Below are 19,076 nucleotides of genomic sequence, written 5' to 3' on the forward strand. Positions count from 1 at the left end.
GATAAGGTTTTACTGAAATTAAGAAAAACCAGTGAAAAATCTCAGTTATACTCATGCTAATTTAAATTTTAAGAAGAGCTTGAGCATGCGTGTACTTGTCGTCATGGATCCGATTGAAACTGTAAACCTTAAAAAGGATTCAACCATGGCAATGTTGTGGGCGGCGAGCCGTCGTGGACATGAATTAGGTTATGCATTACAACAAGATTTATATATCGATCAAGGAAAAGCTTACGGTCTCATTTCACCGTTAAAGGTGTTCGAAGATTACAACCATTACTATGAGCTAGGCGAAAAGAAAAAAGAATCTATCGCGGCTTACGATGTTGTGCTCATGCGTAAAGATCCACCGTTTGATATGAATTTTGTCTATACGACTTACGTGCTTGAGCAAGCTGAACGCGAAGGTTCATGGATTATCAATAAGCCTCAGTCATTGCGTGATTGCAATGAAAAGCTATTTGCAACGCAGTTCCCAGAGCTGCAAGTGCCTACACTTGTGACATCGCAACAAAGTTTAATTCGTGAATTTATTAAAGAACATGGCGATGTCATTGTTAAGCCACTTGATGGTATGGGTGGTATGGGGATTTTCCGTTTATACCAAGACGGTGTAAATATTGGTTCTACCCTAGAAATGCTTACAGAGCTAGGTACTCGTCCAATTATGGCTCAGCGCTACATTCCTGAAATTGTAGAAGGGGATAAGCGTATTTTAATGGTAAACGGTGAGCCTATTCCTTACTGTCTAGCTCGTATTCCACAAAATGGTGAAGTGCGCGGTAACTTGGCGGCAGGCGGTTTAGGCCAAGCGCGTCCGCTTACTGAAAACGATAAGCTGATCGCGGCTAAGATCGGTCCTTTCTTACGCGAAAAAGGTTTGGTTTTTGTTGGTTTGGATGTAATTGGTAATTATGTCACTGAAATTAATGTCACTAGCCCAACCTGTATTCGTGAAATTGATGCTCAATTTGGCACATCAATTGCCGATGATCTATTTGATGTATTAGAGGCTGGTCGTACGGCTTAATAAGTTATTTCAGGTGGTTTTCCGAGATATTTATGGGAAATCACCTGAAAATATATGAATTAATAAAATAACAATACTAAATACACCACAGCTTTGTAGGCATATTTTCAAAAAAGCACATCTTTCTGTTATAAACGAGTGAAATTAGCTTTTCGTTAATGAAGCTTTAGGATTAAAATAAACGGCTACAAAAATAGATGACAATTTCCATTGTTTTTTGAGTTGAAGAATTAGACCGTGACCGATTCACAGCAAAGCAAACCCAAACATGTCATGATGATGGCTGCCGGTACAGGTGGACATGTTTTCCCAGCCCTCGCCGTAGCCAAACAACTTCAACAACAAGGTTGTCTGGTTTCATGGTTAGCCACGCCAACAGGTATGGAAAATCGGTTATTAAAAGATCAAAATATTCCAATATATCAAATTGATATTCAAGGTGTTCGTGGCAATGGATTAGTCCGTAAAGTTGCTGCACCTTTTAAAATTCTAAAAGCTACTTTTAGTGCAATGCGCTATATGAAACAGCTTAAAGTTGATGCGGTTGCAGGCTTTGGCGGTTATGTAGCTGGTCCAGGTGGTTTAGCTGCACGTTTGTTAGGCATTCCTGTACTTATTCACGAGCAAAATGCAGTTGCAGGTTTTACCAATGCACAGTTATCTCGTGTTGCTAAAGTGGTGTGCGAAGCATTTCCAAATACCTTTCCTGCTGGTGGAAAAGTTGTAACCACAGGAAACCCTGTGCGTCGTGAAATCACGGATATTTTAAGCCCAAAATGGCGTTATGATGAGCGTGAGCAAGCAGGCAAGCCTTTAAATATTTTAATTGTGGGCGGGTCTTTAGGGGCCAAAGCACTCAATGAACGCTTACCTCCAGCATTAAAACAGTTACAAGTTCCACTCAATATTTTTCACCAGTGTGGTCAGCAACAAGTTGAGGCAACTCAAGCACTTTATGCAGATGCACCAGCTAATTTGACTGTACACGTTTTGCCGTTTATTGAAGATATGGCAAAAGCTTATAGTGAAGCGGATTTAATTATTTGCCGAGCTGGGGCACTCACAGTAACAGAAGTTGCAACAGCAGGTGTGGCCGCAGTTTTTATACCACTCCCTATAGCAGTTGATGACCATCAAACTGCGAATGCCAAATTTCTGGCGGATGTCGGTGCTGCGAAAATTTGCCAGCAATCGACCATGACACCAGATGTTTTAAATGAATTGTTCACTTCGCTGATGAACCGCCAATTACTTACTGAAATGGCAGTGAAAGCGCGTCAACATGCCCAACCAAATGCAACTCAGCATGTGGTTGATATTATCCAAAAAATGTAATCGGATTTACTATGTCTCCATCAACAGCTGCGAACCAAGCAAAAAAACTGATTAAAGTGCCTGAAATGCGCCGTATCAAACACATTCATTTTGTGGGGATCGGTGGCGCTGGGATGTGTGGCATTGCAGAGGTTTTGGGTAACCAAGGCTATAAAATTTCCGGTTCGGACATTAAGGCGTCTAAAACTACAGAACAATTAGAGAAAAATGGCATCAAGGTTTATATTGGTCATCAGCCGGAAAATATTAAAAATGCCAATGTGCTTGTAGTCTCTACAGCAATTGATCCGGAAAATCCGGAAATTAAAGCTGCGATTGAACAGCGTGTTCCAATCGTACGCCGCGCAGAGATGTTAGGCGAACTGATGCGTTACCGTCATGGTATTGCTGTAGCAGGTACACATGGTAAAACGACAACTACCAGTCTTTTAACGACAATGTTGGCGGAAGAAAATCTTGATCCAACTTATGTTATTGGTGGTTTACTTAACAGTACAGGCGTAAATGCAGCATTAGGTGAAAGCCGTTTCATCGTGGCTGAAGCCGATGAATCAGATGCATCTTTCCTTTATTTGCAACCAATGGCAGCGATTGTAACGAATATTGATGCTGACCATATGGATACCTATGAAGGTAGCTTTGATAAGTTAAAAGATACGTTTGTACAGTTCCTGCATAACTTACCATTTTATGGCTTGGCTGTAGTTTGTGGTGATGACGCGAACATTCGTGAAATTCTGCCGCGCGTAGGCCGTCCGGTCATTACTTATGGTTTTAATGAAGATAATGACATTCGCGCAATTGATGTTGAGCAAGATGGTATGCGTTCACACTTTACTGTGTTGCGTAAAGGCCGTGAACCATTACGTTTAACGATTAATCAACCTGGCATGCATAATATTTTAAATGCCTTGGCAGCAATTGGTGTTGCGACAGATGAAGGTGTTTCTGATGATGCAATTAGCCGTGCATTAGAAGGATTTAGTGGTGTAGGCCGTCGCTTCCAAGTCCAAGGTGAATTTGAGCTTGCTGATGGCAACGTTAAGTTAGTTGATGACTATGGACACCATCCGAAAGAAGTAGAAGCAACCATTAAAGCTGCTCGCCAAAGCCATCCGGACCGTCGTTTGGTTATGTTGTTCCAGCCACACCGTTACTCTCGTACTCGCGATTGTTTTGATGACTTCATTGAAGTGCTCTCTCAAGTCGATCAATTATTATTGTTGGAAGTTTACTCTGCCGGTGAAAAGCCTATTGTGGGTGCAGACAGCCGTACTTTGGCGCGTAGTATTCGTTTACGCGGACAAGTGGAACCGATTTTGGTCGATCCGGTTGAAGGTAATTTGCAAAACATCATGAAAAATGTGTTACAACCAAATGACTTGTTATTAACGCAAGGTGCGGGTAACGTGGGAGCGATTTCAGTAGAACTTGCACAACACCATTTGTATGTGAAATAAACAAAAAGTATTGAATTATCGGGTTAAGGATTTAAACGTGTCAAATGCTACAAAATTCGGCAAAGTTGCCGTGCTGTTTGGTGGGAAATCGGCTGAGCGTGCTGTGTCTTTGGATAGTGGTCAGGCAGTTTTGGACGCTTTGTTACGTTCAGGTGTGCAGGCTGAAGCATTTGATCCGCAAGACCGCAGTGTGACTGAACTTGTAAATTATGATCGTGCATTTATTGTATTGCATGGTCGCGGTGGTGAAGATGGCCAGATTCAAGGTGTACTTGAATGGTTAAACCTACCTTATACCGGAACAGGGGTTCAGGGTTCTGCAATTGGCATGGACAAAGTAAAAACTAAGCAAATCTGGCAAGGTAGTGATTTACCTACAGCGCCATATCGCATAATTACTAAAGAAACAGATTTAGATGCGGTGATTGCTGAGCTAGGCTTACCTGTCATTATCAAACCTGTACATGAAGGCTCAAGTGTCGGCATGAGTAAGGTTGAGAAACCAGAAGACTTTGCTGCTGCAATTGAAAAGGCGACTCAGCACGATGCGGTGGTTATGGCAGAAAAATGGATCACTGGTCGTGAGTTCACAATTTCATTCCTAAATGGACAGCCTTTGCCTGTTATTCGTTTACAACCACCAGCAGATGTTGCTTTCTATGACTATGAAGCGAAATATCAACGTAATGATGTTGAGTACGGCATTCCTTGTGGTCTAAGTGAGACCGAAGAGAAAAACTTACAAGCATTGTGTTTACGTGCTTTTCAGGCAGTTGGTGCAGAAGGCTGGGGCCGTATCGATGCGATGCAGGATGAGCAAGGAAATTTCTGGCTTTTAGAAGTAAACACTGTGCCTGGTATGACTAGCCACTCATTAGTTCCAAAAGCTGCAAAAGCTGTTGGCTATAGTTTTGATGAATTGTGTGTTGCCATTCTTGAGCAAACATTGGAAGGTACGGCTTAAATATGGCACAACTTCCGGCTTCCATGCGCCGTAAACGTGCGGCCATCACCTCTATTCATGATAAACCACCTACACGTAAGCAGAAGCTTGCAAATGCGGGTGGATGGGTGCTGTTGGTTATTGCTTTTGTGGTGCTGGCAGTCGGAATTTATGGGTTATACAAAGTTATTACAGATGCAACAGTTGCAAAACTAGAAGTTGTGGGGTCAACCTCTTCAGTTGAAACACAACAAGTGATGCAACATGTTGCTCCAATTATAAAAGCGAATTATTTCACATCTGATTTAGAACAGATTCGTGATAAAACATTAGAAATTTCATGGGTAGACCGAGTTGTCGTATCTCGTGCTTGGCCCAATGGCATTCGTGTTCGTGTCATGCCTCGACATGCTATCGCCCGTTGGGGAACAGGTCGCTTATTAAGCGATGGGGGCGATGTATTTAGTGAGGCTGAACCGACAATTCATCCTGAACTTCCATTGCTTCATGGGCCGGTAAGTCAGTCAAAAATGATGATGCGACGTTATAATGAAATTAATCAATTATTCCATCCTGTCAATTTACGCTTAAAAGAGTTATATCTGACTGAGCGAATGACTTGGTTTATGCAGTTTGACTCTGGTTTACGCATTATTGTTGACCAAGATCAAACAATGAATAAGTTGCAACGTTTAAGTCATCTGGCACAATCTGACTTAAAACCAGTGTGGTCGAAAATCTCAGCCATTGATTTACGATATCGTAATGGATTATCTATTCAATGGAAGAACGCAACACCACCTAAAATTGTGAATGGTCAGTTTGTTGTAACGATTGATGACACAAGCATTGCAGGTGGAACAAAAGCAAAGCCATAATACGTGGCTTTAAAATAGGCAATTTGCCTGGTATTAAACAACAAAGAAATGGTATGAGTGATGAGTGAAGCTGTTCCCTCAGTTGTTGCGATTGACATTGGGACGCATAAAGTTTCAGTTTTGATTGGAAAAATTCATGCGCCGGATAACATTCAAGTTATCGGTATGGCAACTGCTCGCAATCGAGGCATGAATAAAGGAAAAATTGTAAGCCTCGATAAAGTCATCGCTGCGATTAAAAATGCTGTTGCTGAAGCGGAAAATATGGCCGAATGTCGCATTCATAGCGCATGGGTATCGATTCCGAGTACCGAATTGCAAAGTTTTTATGCCTCTGGTCGCACGCCAGTAGCTAATCCAGCACATGTTATTACAACAAATGAAGTCGTGCGCGCGTTAGAATTGGCAAAAGCAAGTCATGTGACTTCTGATTACTATTTAGCAAGTGCAGTACCGTTAGGCTTTGAATTGGGTGATTCTGCTGAATGGGTGCAGAATCCAATTAATATGACTGCCCATAGTATGACAGGACATTATCAGCTCATGATGATGCCGATAGCAACTATGCAAAACCTTGATCGTGCCATGAAAGGTGCAAATATCGGGGTTGAAAAAATGGTTGTGTCTTGTCTTGCAACAGCTGAGGCAAGCTTGCTTAAAGATGAAAAAGAATATGGTGTTTGTCTTGTTGATATTGGAGCAGGCATCACCAATCTTGCTGTTTATCTGGATGGGCGTTTAGCTTTAGCGCGTACATTGCAGCGTGGTGGTGAGCACGTCACTCGTGATATTGCCGCTGTATTACAAACCACGACAGAAGAAGCTGAACGAATTAAAATTTTACATGGTTGTGTCGATTTAAGTGCTGTTAAGCCAGATCACATGATTCAAGTAGAAGGAATTGATGGCCCTCAAACCATTAGTCGGATTGAGTTATCAGAAATTATTATTGCACGCTATGAAGAAATCTTTAGCCAGATTCGCGATGAACTCGAACAAAGCGGTGCAATTCATGGTTTATACCATGGTGTAGTATTGACAGGGGATGCTTGTCAAATAGAAGGTATGGTGAGTTTGGCTCGTCGTATGTTGGGCGTATCTGCACATTTGGGTAATCCGCCATTACAAGTTTATGCTGATGATCAACATCAAGCAGCTTTACGTCGTTCTATGTATGCAACAGCAGCTGGTTTGCTCATGTTTAGCCAAAGTGAGTTGCAAGATGCTGTTGAAGAGCCTGAAGAGGCAAATGACCGTTCGGTATGGGAACGAATGGTAAATGGCTGGAATGCGTTTAATAGCAAGTTAAAAGCCATTTTTTAGGATGTATGTATTTATTGGTAGAATTGTTAGGAAGTTGTAAGAGAAAACCGCTGTACTTGACAAGGTTGGTATTGCACAGCATTCTTAAAATTAGTTATTTTTGAAAATCAAGGCAGTATACGGGCTGAAGTGACTGCCATAATGTATTAGGAACCCTAAAGGTCATGGCCTCATTTGAATTTATAGAAGATGAACTAAACGATGGCAACGGTCAAGCCCGTTTCACTGTATTTGGTGTAGGTGGTGGTGGCGGTAATGCCGTTCAACATATGGTGCAGTCTGATATTCAAGGTGTTAAATTCGTTTGTGCCAATACAGACAAACAAGCACTGGACTGTATGAATGCACCTTTCAAAATTCAGTTAGGCGAGCAAAGTACACGTGGTTTAGGTGCTGGTGCTAACCCTGAAGTAGGGCAAGTTGCAGCAGAAGAAAGCCGTGAAATCATTCGTCAGCACCTTGAAGGTACTGATATGGTTTTCGTTACCGCTGGTATGGGTGGTGGTACGGGCACTGGTGCTGCGCCTGTCGTGGCTGAAGTGGCCAAAGAAATGGGTATTTTGACTGTCGGTGTAGTTACAACACCATTTAACTTTGAAGGTCGCCGCCGTTTAAAGTCTGCTGAACGTGGTATTGAAGCACTTGAAGCACATGTTGATTCATTGATTATTATCCCTAACCAGCGCTTACTCAGCGTATATGGTGATATTTCAATGAAAGATGCTTATAAAAAAGCTGACGATGTATTGTTAAATGCTGTACGCAGTATCTTTGATCTGGTTGTAAATCGTGGTCACATTAACCTAGACTTCGCCGATTTGAAAACAGCAATGAGTACACGCGGTTACGCAATGATGGGTGCAGGTTTAGGCCGTGGTGAAGATCGTGCACGTCAAGCTGCTGAACAGGCGATCCGTAGTCCATTGCTTGATAACGTAAATATTATTAATGCTAAAGGCGTGTTGATTAACATTACTGGCGGTGATGATATTACTTTACGCGAAACTGAAATCATTACTGATGTCGTGAACCAGATTGTTGACCTTGATGAAGGCGAAATCTTCTATGGTACAGTCTTTGATCCAGATGCACGTGATGAATTACGCGTAACAGTGATTGCAACTGGTTTGACTCGTAATGCATCAGATGCTGAACCGAGAAAACGTAATGCGGTAAGTCATGCATCAACTCAATCTGCACAATCTGTAGATGAAGATGATGTTCCGGCAATTAATAAACGCCAAAATGCTGAAAATGACGTGAATAATGCGCCAAGTTCAACACCACGCTCTTCGCCGATGAGTATTCAAGATTACTTGAAAAATCAGCAACGTAAGTAAATTATCGTTAGATTTAATTAAAGGCAGTGTTTAATCACTGCCTTTTTTATTTTTGATCAATGACTAAATATGCTAACGTATAGCGGTTTTAAATAAGAAGTTACAAAGCATGGTGAAACAGCGTACTCTCAATCGTGTGGTAAAAGCGAGTGGAATCGGTCTTCATAGCGGTCAAAAAGTGATGATCAATTTCATTCCACATAGCGTGGATGGAGGTATTGTATTTCGCCGTATCGATTTGGATCCGCCAGTCGATATCCCTGCCAATGCATTATTGATCCAAGAAGCTTTTATGTGTTCCAACTTAGTCACTGGAGATATAAAAGTTGGAACGATTGAGCATGTGATGAGCGCAATTGCAGGTTTAGGAATTGATAACCTGATTGTGGAAGTATCTGCGTCCGAAGTTCCAATTATGGATGGAAGTGCTGGTCCATTTATTTACCTCTTAATGCAAGGTGGATTACGTGAACTTGATGCACCGAAAAAATTTATAAAAATATTAAAACCAGTTGAAGCATTGATCGATGATAAAAAAGCAATTTTTAGCCCACACAATGGTTTTCAATTAAATTTCACGATTGATTTTGACCATCCTGCATTTGCTAAGGAATATCAGTCTGCAACGATTGATTTTTCAACTGAAACGTTTGTGTATGAAGTGAGTGAAGCGCGTACTTTTGGGTTTATGAAAGATCTCGATTATCTAAAAGCAAATAATTTAGCGCTAGGTGCAAGTTTAGATAATGCAATTGGTGTAGATGATACAGGTGTTGTTAACGAAGAAGGTCTACGTTTTGCTGATGAATTTGTTAGACATAAAATTTTAGATGCAGTAGGTGATTTGTATCTGCTTGGTCATCAAATTATTGCTAAGTTTGATGGCTATAAATCAGGACATGCTTTAAATAATCAATTGTTACGCAATGTTCAAAGTGATCCAAGTAATTATGAAATTGTAACATTTGATGACGAGAATCAGTGTCCAATTCCATATGTCAGCGTGACATAAGTCATTGTCTTTACTTGGCTATGTTATAATGTAACATAAAAAAGTGTGACTTTTATCACATAATAAGAACCATTCTAATTAAGAAATAGAAAACTCATCATTTTTTATTGCTTGCCAAACGTAGTAAAGCTTGGCTAAGCTTAGGGTCGCTCACGAAGTCGGCTGCACTACGTAACATTTCTTGTGTTTCCGGAGGGATGGGTTTGGATGGCTCAGATGAGGGTGCGTTAGGATTATTTTTATTTCTCAATCGAACCTGAATTCTTTGTAAATCTTTTAACCCTTCAAGCTGAGATAATTTAGATACATATTGGTTCTGTAAGTAACTGAGTTGACTAATCATCGCTTGATTTTCACCAGTAATGATTAAAGAACCATTTTGATAACACACGACCTGCCATTGTTCCGGTTGGGGCAATAAGGGTTGGATAATTTTCGTAAGTCTTTGCCATTGCGCGACTTGCGTTGTTAGAAACGTAAGGTTTCCTGTTTTTATGTGTTTTCCGGTTTGTTGAAAAACGTTATCGGGTTTGGACATGGTCATTCTCGGATAGATTCTTGTCTTAATCTTAAGCGTTCATTTCAATCGATATCAAGGAAGAGATCATAAGGAACTTGAGTAAGAACAGTTTCAAGAGGTTTTTATGCACACGCGTCGTATTTTATTAGCGTTTTCACTTGCCGCTTCGGCAGCATCAGTTGCTTTTGCAGATTATCAAACAATTAACCAATCTACTGACTCAGATCGATTGGAACAACTATCAAAAACATTATCTCAAGGTTCATATACTCATCCCGATGATTTAGATCTTCCGGCGAGTGCGAAAGTTTCAGTTACCCTACGCCAAAAAACAGTTGAACTCAACAATGAGTCGCTCGCAAAGAAGTACGGTAGTACGACGGCAAAAAATTCATTTAAAACCTCTTCTTCAAATCCTTACTCTTGGTTAGTTTCTCATCCTCTTCCTGATACAGTACGAGTTTCTTCGAACTTTGGTGGTCGCACCATGGGTGGTCGCGCAGAACACCATGGTGGTTTGGATATGGCGGCTCCGAGTGGCACACCAATTTATGCTACAGGTCCAGGTATTGTAACTAAATCTGGCTGGGGCACTGGCTATGGTCAATATGTTGAAATTAACCATGGCAATGGTTATTTAACGCGTTATGCGCATGCTTCACGTCTAATGGTGCGTGTAGGTGATCAAGTGTCTGCAGGTGAACATATTGCTAATGTAGGCTGTACCGGTCGTTGTACAGGTCCACATTTACACTATGAAGTAGTAAAAGATGGTCAACGTAAGAATCCAACTACTTACTTGGCAATGCTTCCATAAAAGCATAATTAAAAAGGTGAGGTTATTGAATTTATGAATCTAAAATTAAGCTAAACCTTTTTTAACGTAAAGATTGTATAAAAAAACGCCATTATTGGCGTTTTTTTGTTATTTTGTTTACTGCTCGGTCAATGACTATTCATTCAGAAAATAATAGGTCCCCCTCACATTCACCCGAGGCAATAACTTGAAAGGGGCAAAACGTGGTAAAAATACAAAGTAGATTAGAGAACAAGGAACAGGTGAATTATGGCGTTTTACGGTGACTCCGACGCACAAGAAACCCAAGAATGGCAAGATGCATTCGATTCAGTTTTACAACATATGGGAACTGAACGAGCGGCATTCTTGTTGGAAAAACTTTACCAACAAGCAATTGCTAAGCATGTTCCAATTCAACGTCTCAATACACCTTACTTAAATACAATTTCTGTTGAAGAACAACCTGCAATGCCAGGCGACCAAGATATGGAACGCCGTATTCGTGCATTGATTCGTTGGAATGCCTTAGCAATGGTACTTCGTGCGAACAAAACAGGTGATGATTTAGGTGGACACTTAGCGAGTTTCGCATCAAGTGCAACATTATATGACGTAGGTTTTAACCATTTCTTCCGCGCAAATAGCAATAGCTTTGGCGGAGATATGATTTATTACCAAGGACACTGTGCTCCTGGTATTTATGCACGTTCATTCCTTGAAGGACGTTTAACTGAAGAACAGTTAAGTAATTTCCGCCGTGAAGTTGGCGGTAACGGTTTACCAAGCTATCCGCATCCATATTTAATGCCTGACTATTGGCAATTCCCAACCGTATCAATGGGTCTTGGTCCAATCATGTCGATTTATCAAGCACATATTCAAAAATATTTGATGAACCGTGGCTTGATTAAAGAAGAAGACCGTAAAGTTTGGGCTTATCTTGGCGATGGTGAGATGGATGAGCCAGAAAGTACTGGTGCTATTTCACTTGCTGGTCGTGAAAAGCTTGATAACCTTATCTGGGTTGTTAACTGTAACTTACAGCGTTTAGATGGTCCTGTACGTGGTAACGGTAAAATCATTCAAGAACTAGAATCTTTATTCCGTGGTGCGGGCTGGCGTGTAATTAAAGTGGTATGGGGCCGTCATTGGGACCCACTTCTTGCAAAAGACAGCACAGGCGCTTTAAAAGCGGTAATGGAAGAAACAGTTGATGGTGAATACCAACGCTATCAAGTGAAAGGTGGTGCATACACGCGTGAGAAATTCTTTGGCAAGTACCCAGAAGCTGCGGAACTTGTGAAAGATTTAAGCGATGAAGACATCGATAATCTCAACCGTGGTGGTCATGACCCTTACAAAGTGTTTGCTGCATATGCAGAAGCAATGAAAGCCAAAGGTCAACCAACAGTTATTCTTGCGAAAACTGTTAAAGGTTATGGTTTGTCTGAAGAAATTGAAGCGGTGAACAAAACTCACCAAATCAAAAAAATGCAGATCGACTCTTTGAAATATGTACGTGACCGTTTCAATCTTCCATTTACAGACGATAAGTTAGAAGAGCTTCCATTCTACCGCCCAAGTGAAAACTCTCCAGAAATGAAGTATATGAAGGCGCGTCGTGAAGCTTTAGGTGGCTACCTACCTGCACGTCGTAAAGAGAGTGAAACTTTAGCTATTCCTGAATTATCTGTATTTGATGCTGTATTAAATGGTTCAGGTGGTAAAGAGCAATCTACCACTATGGTGATGGTTCGTTTAATTGCTTCTTTACTCAAAGAAAAAGCGATTAAAGACCGCGTAGTACCAATCGTTCCAGATGAAGCACGTACTTTTGGTCTAGAAGGTATGTTCCGTCAGCTCGGTATTTATGCCGCTCACGGTCAAAAATATACCCCAGAAGACCAAGAACAGTTAATGCATTACCGTGAAGCAAGTGACGGTCACATGCTACAAGAAGGGATTAACGAAGCTGGTGCGATGAGTGCATGGGCTGCGTTGGCAACAAGTTATTCAACCAATAACTTGCCAATGATTCCAATGTATATGTACTACTCAATGTTCGGTTTCCAACGTATTGGTGACATTGCATGGGCAGCTGGTGATGCGCAAGCTCAAGGTTTCTTGTTAGGTGCAACTGCTGGTCGTACAACGTTGAACGGTGAAGGTTTACAGCACCAAGATGGTCATTCACATATCTTGGCGAACACTATTCCAAACTGTGTATCTTATGATCCATGTTTTGGTTATGAATTAGCTGTAATCGTACATGATGGTTTACAACGTATGTATGTGAACCAAGAGCGTGTGTTCTACTACTTAACTGTAATGAACGAAAACTACGAGCATCCTGCAATGCCTGAAGGTGCTGAGGAAGGCATTAAACGTGGTATGTACTTGTTCGAAAAAGATGAAAAAGCAACTGTCCAATTACTTGGTTCAGGTGTAATTCTTCGTGAAGTGATCAAGGCTGCGAAAATCTTACGTGATGAATACCAAATCCATTCAAACGTTTGGAGTGTAACAAGCTTCAATGAGTTGTCACGTGATGGTATGGCATGTGAAGAATACAACCGTTTACACCCGCTTTCTGAAGAAGTGAAAGAATCATGGGTATCTAAACAGTTACGTGGTACAGAAGGTATCGTTGTTTCAGCAACAGACCATATGCGTGCTTATAGCGAACAAATCCGTGCTTATCTTCCAGATGGTCGTCCATTTGTTGCATTGGGTACAGATGGATACGGTCGTTCAGATACACGTGCTAACTTACGTAGTTTCTTTGGTGTTGATGCTGCACATATCGTTGTTGCTACTTTGAAAAAGTTAGCTGACGAAGGTGAAGTAGATGCACGTTTGGTTAAAGACGCAATTTCTAACTTTGAGTTAGATACTGACCGTCCAGTGGCATGGGCTCCTCAAGCGCATCCAGAAGTTCAGGCAGTTGCTGAATATAATGAAACGCAAACAGGTGAGGGGAACTAAGCATGCAAATTAAGACCCCTGATATTGGTGTAGATAAAGCAGTTGTTGCTGAAATTTTGGTAAAAGTTGGCGATAGCATTGCTGAAAATGACAGCCTTGTTTTGCTTGAGTCAGATAAAGCCTCTGTTGAAGTGCCTAGCACTTCAACAGGTGTGGTAAAAAGCATCTTAATCAAAGAAGGTGATAGCGTAACTGAAGGTACGGTATTGCTTGAACTTGAAGCTGAGGGGGCTGCACCTACAGCTCAAGCAGAAGAGGCTCCAAAAGCTGCACCAGCAGCTGAACAAGCAACAGCACCGGCACAACAGCCTTCAACTACTGCTCAACCAGCAGCGGCAACTACTAGTCAAGTGGTTGAAGTTCAAGTTCCTGATATTGGTGTTGAAAAAGCACTAGTTGGTGAAATTTTAGTAAAAGTTGGTGAGCAAATCGATGTTGAACAAAGCATCGTTGTGGTTGAGTCTGACAAAGCAACTGTAGAAGTACCAAGCAGTGTTGCGGGTACTGTAGAAAGCATTCAAGTTAAAGAAGGCGATACAGTTAAAGAAGGTGTTGTGCTCATTAAAGTGAAAACAACATCTGTATCAAGTGCGCCAGTTGAAGCTCCTGCTTCTACAGCAGCTCCAGCAGCAGCGCCTGCACCAGTTCAACAAGAAACTGTAGCTGCGGCTGCTACTCAATCTGGACCAGTTGATATTAACGTTCCTGATTTGGGCGTAGATAAAGCAGTTGTTGCTGAAATCTTGGTACAAGTTGGCGATAAAGTTGATGTAGACCAAAGCCTTGTTGTTGTTGAGTCAGATAAAGCGACTGTTGAAGTTCCAAGTACTGTTGCGGGTGTGGTGAAAGCGATTCACTTGCAAGCAGGCCAACAGGTTTCACAAGGTATATTACTTGCAACAATTGAAGCTGAAGGCCAAGCACCTGCTGCGGCACCAGCGGCAAAAGCAGAAGTAGCTTCAGCTCCACAGGCAGCAGTACCTAAAGTGGCAGCTCCTGCTCCGACTCAGGCTGTATCTGCTCCAGCGGCGATTGGCAGTGACAAGTTAACCAAAGAGCAAGAAGCCGAAAACGCTAAAGTATATGCAGGTCCTGCTGTACGTAAGCTTGCTCGTGAACTTGGTGTGATTTTGTCACAAGTTAAAACTTCTGGTGAACATGGCCGTGTTGTTAAAGAAGATATCTTTGCGTATGTGAAGACTCGTTTAACTGCACCGCAAGCTGCACCAGTTGCTACGGCTGCACCAGCGGTTTCGGGTTTGCCAAAGCTTCCTGACTTTACTGCGTTTGGTGGTGTGGAAGAAAAAGTACTGACGCGTTTGCAGCAAGTATCAATTCCGCAATTGTCGTTGAACAACTTTATTCCACAGGTAACTCAGTTTGACCTTGCTGATATTACTGAGTTAGAAGATTGGCGTAATGAGCTAAAAGGCAACTTCAAAAAAGAAGGTATCAGCCTGACGATTATGGCATTCATTATCAAAGCGGTTGCGCATTTGTTGAAAGAAGAGCGTGAGTTCGCAGGCCATCTATCTGATGACGGTAAATCAGTGCTCTTGCGTAATGAAATCCATATGGGAATTGCGGTAGCAACACCTGATGGTTTAACTGTGCCAGTACTTCGTAACCCAGATCAAAAATCAATTAAGCAAATTGCAGTTGAATTGGGTATGTTGGGTCAAAAAGCACGTGATAAGAAATTAACACCGAAAGACTTGCAAGGTGCGAATTTCACCATTTCGAGTTTGGGCGCAATTGGTGGTACAGCATTTACACCACTAGTGAACTGGCCGCAAGTTGCGATTTTGGGTATTTCACCTGCAACGATGCAACCGGTTTGGAATGGTAAGGACTTTGATCCACGCTTAATGTTGCCGTTGTCATTATCTTATGACCACCGTGTAATTAATGGTGCAGATGCGGCTCGCTTTACTAATAAGCTTACGAAACTTCTTAAAGATATTCGTACTTTATTAATCTAATATTTTTAAATGAATCATTAAAACCTCGCTTCGGCGGGGTTTTATTTTGATATTTAATTTAATTGGTTTTAAGTTAATCTAAAGACGAAAAATGAAGTGTCGAGAGCGGAGAAATTTCTCGTTTTAGGTAAAGGAGAAATAATAAATGGTAGGATTTTTAAAGGTTATGGTGCCCATCCTATTGATTGTATTTTTATTAATGGGGCTGTGGGTGAGTATTTTACACTTTCCTTGGGAATGGATGACTTACGTTGCAATGGGCTTGGAAGTATTTGTAGCAATGCTTATTTTGCCATTTGAATTTCAGTCTCAGCACGTAACTGGCATTAATCATTTTGGATTTATTAACTTAAGTATTTGTTTAGCTTTACTATTGGGTTTAGGACGATTGTTGGTTTGGACGTGGATAAAATTTTTTGCCTGAATGTTTGAAAAAGAGAACTACTCGAATATAATAAACGCATACTTCATTGGGGAGTAGCCGCTATTCATTTCTACATGAATAGGTGATGATCAACATAATTGTTCAACAGAACATGGTCATCATAGCTTAAACGTCTCATCGTTTCCGAGTTGGCAAGACCTTTGATTTACCACTCTGCAGATATTTGGCTAGCAGGAGGGGTAGGTCATGGGCATTTATGCTAGCCAGAGAAACGACATGCAAGAATTTCTGATTTCTACCTCGATTGTTGCCCTCGCTGAAATGGGTGATAAAACACAACTTTTGGCCCTTTTACTGTCTGCACGTTTCCGTAAGCCAATCCCTATTCTTATTGCGATTCTTTTAGCTACTCTAATTAATCATGGTATTTCTGCTGTACTTGGACAGTGGATTACGACCGTCCTGAGCCCCGAAATTTTAGTATGGGTTCTTGCAGCTGGTTTCATTGGTATGGCGTTCTGGATGCTTATTCCGGATGAGCTAGATGATGAAACAGCAAGTATTAATAAATGGCAAAAATTTGGTGTTTTTGGCGCAACCTTTATTTTGTTTTTCTTAGCTGAAATTGGTGATAAAACCCAAATTGCAACAGTAGCCTTAGCTGCACGTTACGACAGCATTTTTTGGGTGATGTTAGGTACAACCTTAGGGATGATGATTGCTAATGCACCAGCTGTATTTATTGGTAATAAATTGGCTGAACGTTTATCTATCTCGCTCATTCATAAAATCGGTGCTGCTATTTTCTTAATTGTGGGTGTCTCTACTTTGGTACAGCATTACTTTTTCTAAATAATTCTAAACTCGTATAAAAAACGCACTCAATTGGAGTGCGTTTTTTTATACGCAATTTTAATAGTTAAATTTTACGGTAAAGTTAATTTGACGTGGATTACCTAAAGTCACCATATTTTCGTTTAAGGCACTTGCATAGTAATCTTTATCGAATAGATTACGGATCGCAAGTTGAGCACCCCAATGTCCTGCATCGTAGCCCGCTTCCGTGTCAAAGACTGTGTATCCTGGAATATGAACATCTAAGCCATCAACAGTTTTATATGTTTCACCACGGAATCCACCGCCAACATACCAACCAAGTTTTGATGCAGGGTCAAATTTATAGCGTGCTGACATGCTATACGCATGCTCAGGAATATTATCGAGAGCTTTGCCAACATTGGCGACATTGTCATCTTTACTAATTTCTGCATCAATTGTGTAGGTATATGCAGCAGTTAATTTTAAGCCTTCTAAAATTTCTGCACTGAGTTCAGTTTCAATACCACTTGTTAACTGCTCACCACGTTGAGCTTTATAGCCACTATTTAAGGTATCAGTGACTAAAACATTTTGGCGTTTTAAATCATACCAAGCGATAGCGCCTTGAACTCGTTGATCAGGGCTTTGTATTTTCATTCCGACTTCAACCTGTTTCCCTTCTTCAGGTTTGAACGGATTGCTATTTACATCAGTACCACTATTTGGGGTAAATGAAGTAGCGTAGCTGACATAAGGGGCCACAATGTCATTAAGGGTGTACATGAGAGAAGCACTACTTGTGAATGCTTCATCTGTTTGTTTACTTGTGCTGCCACTCACTAAACTAGTGCTTTGAGTTTGCGTCCAGTCTTGACGACCAGATAAGCTTAAAAGTAATTGGTCATTAAGCTGAATGCGATCACGAATATATAAGCCTGCGTATTTTAATCGGTTAATATCGTGGTTGCTGACTGGATTGGAGCAGGTAACAGTTTGCCCATATACAGGAGTATAGATGTTTAAATCACCTACATTACAACGATTATTGGTGTAATCACTTTTTTCTTGAAAAGCATCTACGCCAATATTAACGTCGTGCTGCATACCATATAAATCAAACTGTTTATTTAAACGGTTATCGATGGCAAAGCTTAAATTATCAATAATTTGGTGGCGGCTGTTATTTTTGCGGCTTATGGTGGTGTAGTTTTTATCTGCCCAAAAGTTATTACCTGTACGAGCAAAAACCGCTTTACCATCCATTTCAGTTTTTTGTACGGCAAAATTCTGGTTAAATTTCCAACCGTTATCAAAAGCGTGTTTAAAAGTATAACCTGTGCGGTAAACATCTGCTTCATATTTACCAAAATTAGGATCGCCAATATATAAACTTCGGTCTATAGCGCCGTTAGGGTTGTCTTTTAGAGTACCAATGACAGGTAGACCTTGCTGACGAATATATTCGCGATGTTGATAGCTTGCGATGACAGAAAGGTCGGTGTTATCCCCTAAGTCGAAGTTGTAAGAAGGGGAAATATAGTAATTTTTAAAATACACATAATCTGTTGGGTCATCTTGATCAGAGATACGACCGTTTAAGCGGAAAGCGCCTTTTTCACTATTATTAGGACTATAGTTTAAATCGAATGTTCCTTCTTTAAGGCTGTAGCTGCCATAAGTCATGCTAGCACGTGCAAAGTTTTCAGCTTGAGGGCGTTTAGTCACTAAATTCACCATGCCGCCTGGTGCAACCAACCCGAAATTAATAGATGCCGGACCTTTTAAAACTTGGACCTGATCCATGCCCGATAGTTCAGTGGCAACGTAAGTATTTTGTCCAACTCTTAAACCATCTACATAAACTGAATCAGAAGAAGTTTGCCCTCGAATAATGAAATCATCCCAACCACGACGACCAAGTTTCCCAGCTCCAACACCTGCCACACCTTCAAGTGCATCTGCAAGTGTCTTTGCTTGTTTCTGATCAAGTTGTTCACGGGTCACCACCGAAACTGATTGAGCAGTTTTAAATAAAGGAGCATCTGATTTTAAAACAGAGGCAGCTTTCGTTGCGACATAAGGTGAAGAGCTTTCTTTTTGCGCTTGAACAGAAATCGTGGGGAGAACACTTGTTGAATTTTGTTGTTCTGTTATTTCTTCAGCATGACTTGCTGTCATCGAAGTAAAAATAGCAACTGCTAACAATGTTTTTGAAGTTGAAAAACGGAAGGGTTGATTCATGGGAGGCCTAAGCAGCACAAAAAG

15 protein-coding genes and 1 riboswitch are annotated in these 19,076 nt (G+C 41.1%); of the genes, 13 read left to right on the forward strand and 2 right to left on the reverse strand.

Annotation, left to right across the window (positions count from 1 at the left end; translation table 11 throughout):
• The first annotated feature begins 85 nt into the window (after positions 1-85).
• The 8 genes from gshB to lpxC all read left to right on the forward strand — a co-directional run bounded on the left by gshB (position 86) and on the right by lpxC (position 9,321).
• Positions 86-1,030 carry a glutathione synthase gene (gene gshB, locus HUN22_RS07520; RefSeq protein WP_019767377.1) on the forward strand — a complete coding sequence of 315 codons (945 nt, stop codon included), beginning with the start codon at positions 86-88 and terminating at the stop codon, positions 1,028-1,030.
• 237 nt (positions 1,031-1,267) lie between these two features.
• On the forward strand, positions 1,268-2,365 hold the full coding sequence (gene murG, locus HUN22_RS07525; RefSeq protein ID WP_174727657.1) for an undecaprenyldiphospho-muramoylpentapeptide beta-N-acetylglucosaminyltransferase: 1,098 nt from the start codon (positions 1,268-1,270) through the stop codon (positions 2,363-2,365).
• A gap of 11 nt (positions 2,366-2,376) precedes the next feature.
• Positions 2,377-3,825 (forward strand): UDP-N-acetylmuramate--L-alanine ligase, encoded by a 1,449-nt coding sequence (gene murC / locus HUN22_RS07530; protein WP_174727660.1) that lies wholly within the window; start codon positions 2,377-2,379, stop codon positions 3,823-3,825.
• A gap of 37 nt (positions 3,826-3,862) precedes the next feature.
• A complete protein-coding gene (locus HUN22_RS07535; RefSeq protein WP_174727663.1) occupies positions 3,863-4,789 on the forward strand; it encodes a D-alanine--D-alanine ligase in 927 nt (308 codons plus the stop codon).
• A gap of 2 nt (positions 4,790-4,791) precedes the next feature.
• Positions 4,792-5,646, forward strand: a complete 855-nt coding sequence (locus HUN22_RS07540) for a cell division protein FtsQ/DivIB (RefSeq protein ID WP_174727666.1) — start codon at positions 4,792-4,794, stop codon at positions 5,644-5,646.
• A 60-nt stretch (positions 5,647-5,706) separates the two neighbouring features.
• Positions 5,707-6,969: a cell division protein FtsA gene (ftsA, locus tag HUN22_RS07545; protein ID WP_151747372.1), complete on the forward strand. Its 1,263-nt coding sequence runs from the start codon at positions 5,707-5,709 to the stop codon at positions 6,967-6,969.
• A gap of 164 nt (positions 6,970-7,133) precedes the next feature.
• Positions 7,134-8,309: a cell division protein FtsZ gene (gene ftsZ / locus HUN22_RS07550; protein WP_174727670.1), complete on the forward strand. Its 1,176-nt coding sequence runs from the start codon at positions 7,134-7,136 to the stop codon at positions 8,307-8,309.
• Positions 8,310-8,418: 109 nt separating this feature from the next.
• Positions 8,419-9,321, forward strand: a complete 903-nt coding sequence (gene lpxC / locus HUN22_RS07555; RefSeq protein ID WP_174727673.1) for a UDP-3-O-acyl-N-acetylglucosamine deacetylase — start codon at positions 8,419-8,421, stop codon at positions 9,319-9,321.
• Positions 9,322-9,418: 97 nt separating this feature from the next.
• Here lpxC and HUN22_RS07560 read toward each other — a convergent pair whose 3' ends face one another.
• A complete protein-coding gene (locus tag HUN22_RS07560; protein ID WP_174727676.1) occupies positions 9,419-9,865 on the reverse strand; it encodes a DciA family protein in 447 nt (148 codons plus the stop codon).
• A gap of 100 nt (positions 9,866-9,965) precedes the next feature.
• Between HUN22_RS07560 and HUN22_RS07565 the strand changes: the two genes are divergently transcribed.
• From HUN22_RS07565 to HUN22_RS07585, 5 genes are all read left to right on the forward strand, one after another.
• Complete coding sequence (locus HUN22_RS07565) at positions 9,966-10,658, forward strand: M23 family metallopeptidase (RefSeq protein WP_174727678.1); 693 nt, start codon at positions 9,966-9,968, stop codon at positions 10,656-10,658.
• Between the two features lie 249 nt (positions 10,659-10,907).
• Positions 10,908-13,625, forward strand: a complete 2,718-nt coding sequence (aceE, locus tag HUN22_RS07570) for a pyruvate dehydrogenase (acetyl-transferring), homodimeric type (protein ID WP_174727681.1) — start codon at positions 10,908-10,910, stop codon at positions 13,623-13,625.
• A 2-nt stretch (positions 13,626-13,627) separates the two neighbouring features.
• On the forward strand, positions 13,628-15,607 hold the full coding sequence (locus HUN22_RS07575; protein ID WP_174727684.1) for a 2-oxo acid dehydrogenase subunit E2: 1,980 nt from the start codon (positions 13,628-13,630) through the stop codon (positions 15,605-15,607).
• 145 nt (positions 15,608-15,752) lie between these two features.
• The gene (locus HUN22_RS07580; protein WP_174727687.1) at positions 15,753-16,031 is read left to right on the forward strand and encodes a hypothetical protein; all 279 of its coding nucleotides are present in this window, start codon (positions 15,753-15,755) and stop codon (positions 16,029-16,031) included.
• Positions 16,032-16,067: 36 nt separating this feature from the next.
• Positions 16,068-16,253: riboswitch (yybP-ykoY riboswitch) on the forward strand.
• 15 nt (positions 16,254-16,268) lie between these two features.
• Positions 16,269-16,844 carry a TMEM165/GDT1 family protein gene (locus HUN22_RS07585; protein WP_062850360.1) on the forward strand — a complete coding sequence of 192 codons (576 nt, stop codon included), beginning with the start codon at positions 16,269-16,271 and terminating at the stop codon, positions 16,842-16,844.
• A gap of 60 nt (positions 16,845-16,904) precedes the next feature.
• Here the strand turns inward: HUN22_RS07585 and HUN22_RS07590 are convergent, their stop codons facing one another.
• Entirely contained in the window at positions 16,905-19,052 is a 2,148-nt protein-coding gene (locus tag HUN22_RS07590) for a TonB-dependent siderophore receptor (protein WP_174727690.1), read from the reverse strand.
• Positions 19,053-19,076 lie beyond the last annotated feature (24 nt).

The organism is Acinetobacter lactucae (assembly GCF_013344765.1).
GTDB classification, from domain to species: Bacteria; Pseudomonadota; Gammaproteobacteria; order Pseudomonadales; family Moraxellaceae; genus Acinetobacter; species Acinetobacter lactucae_A.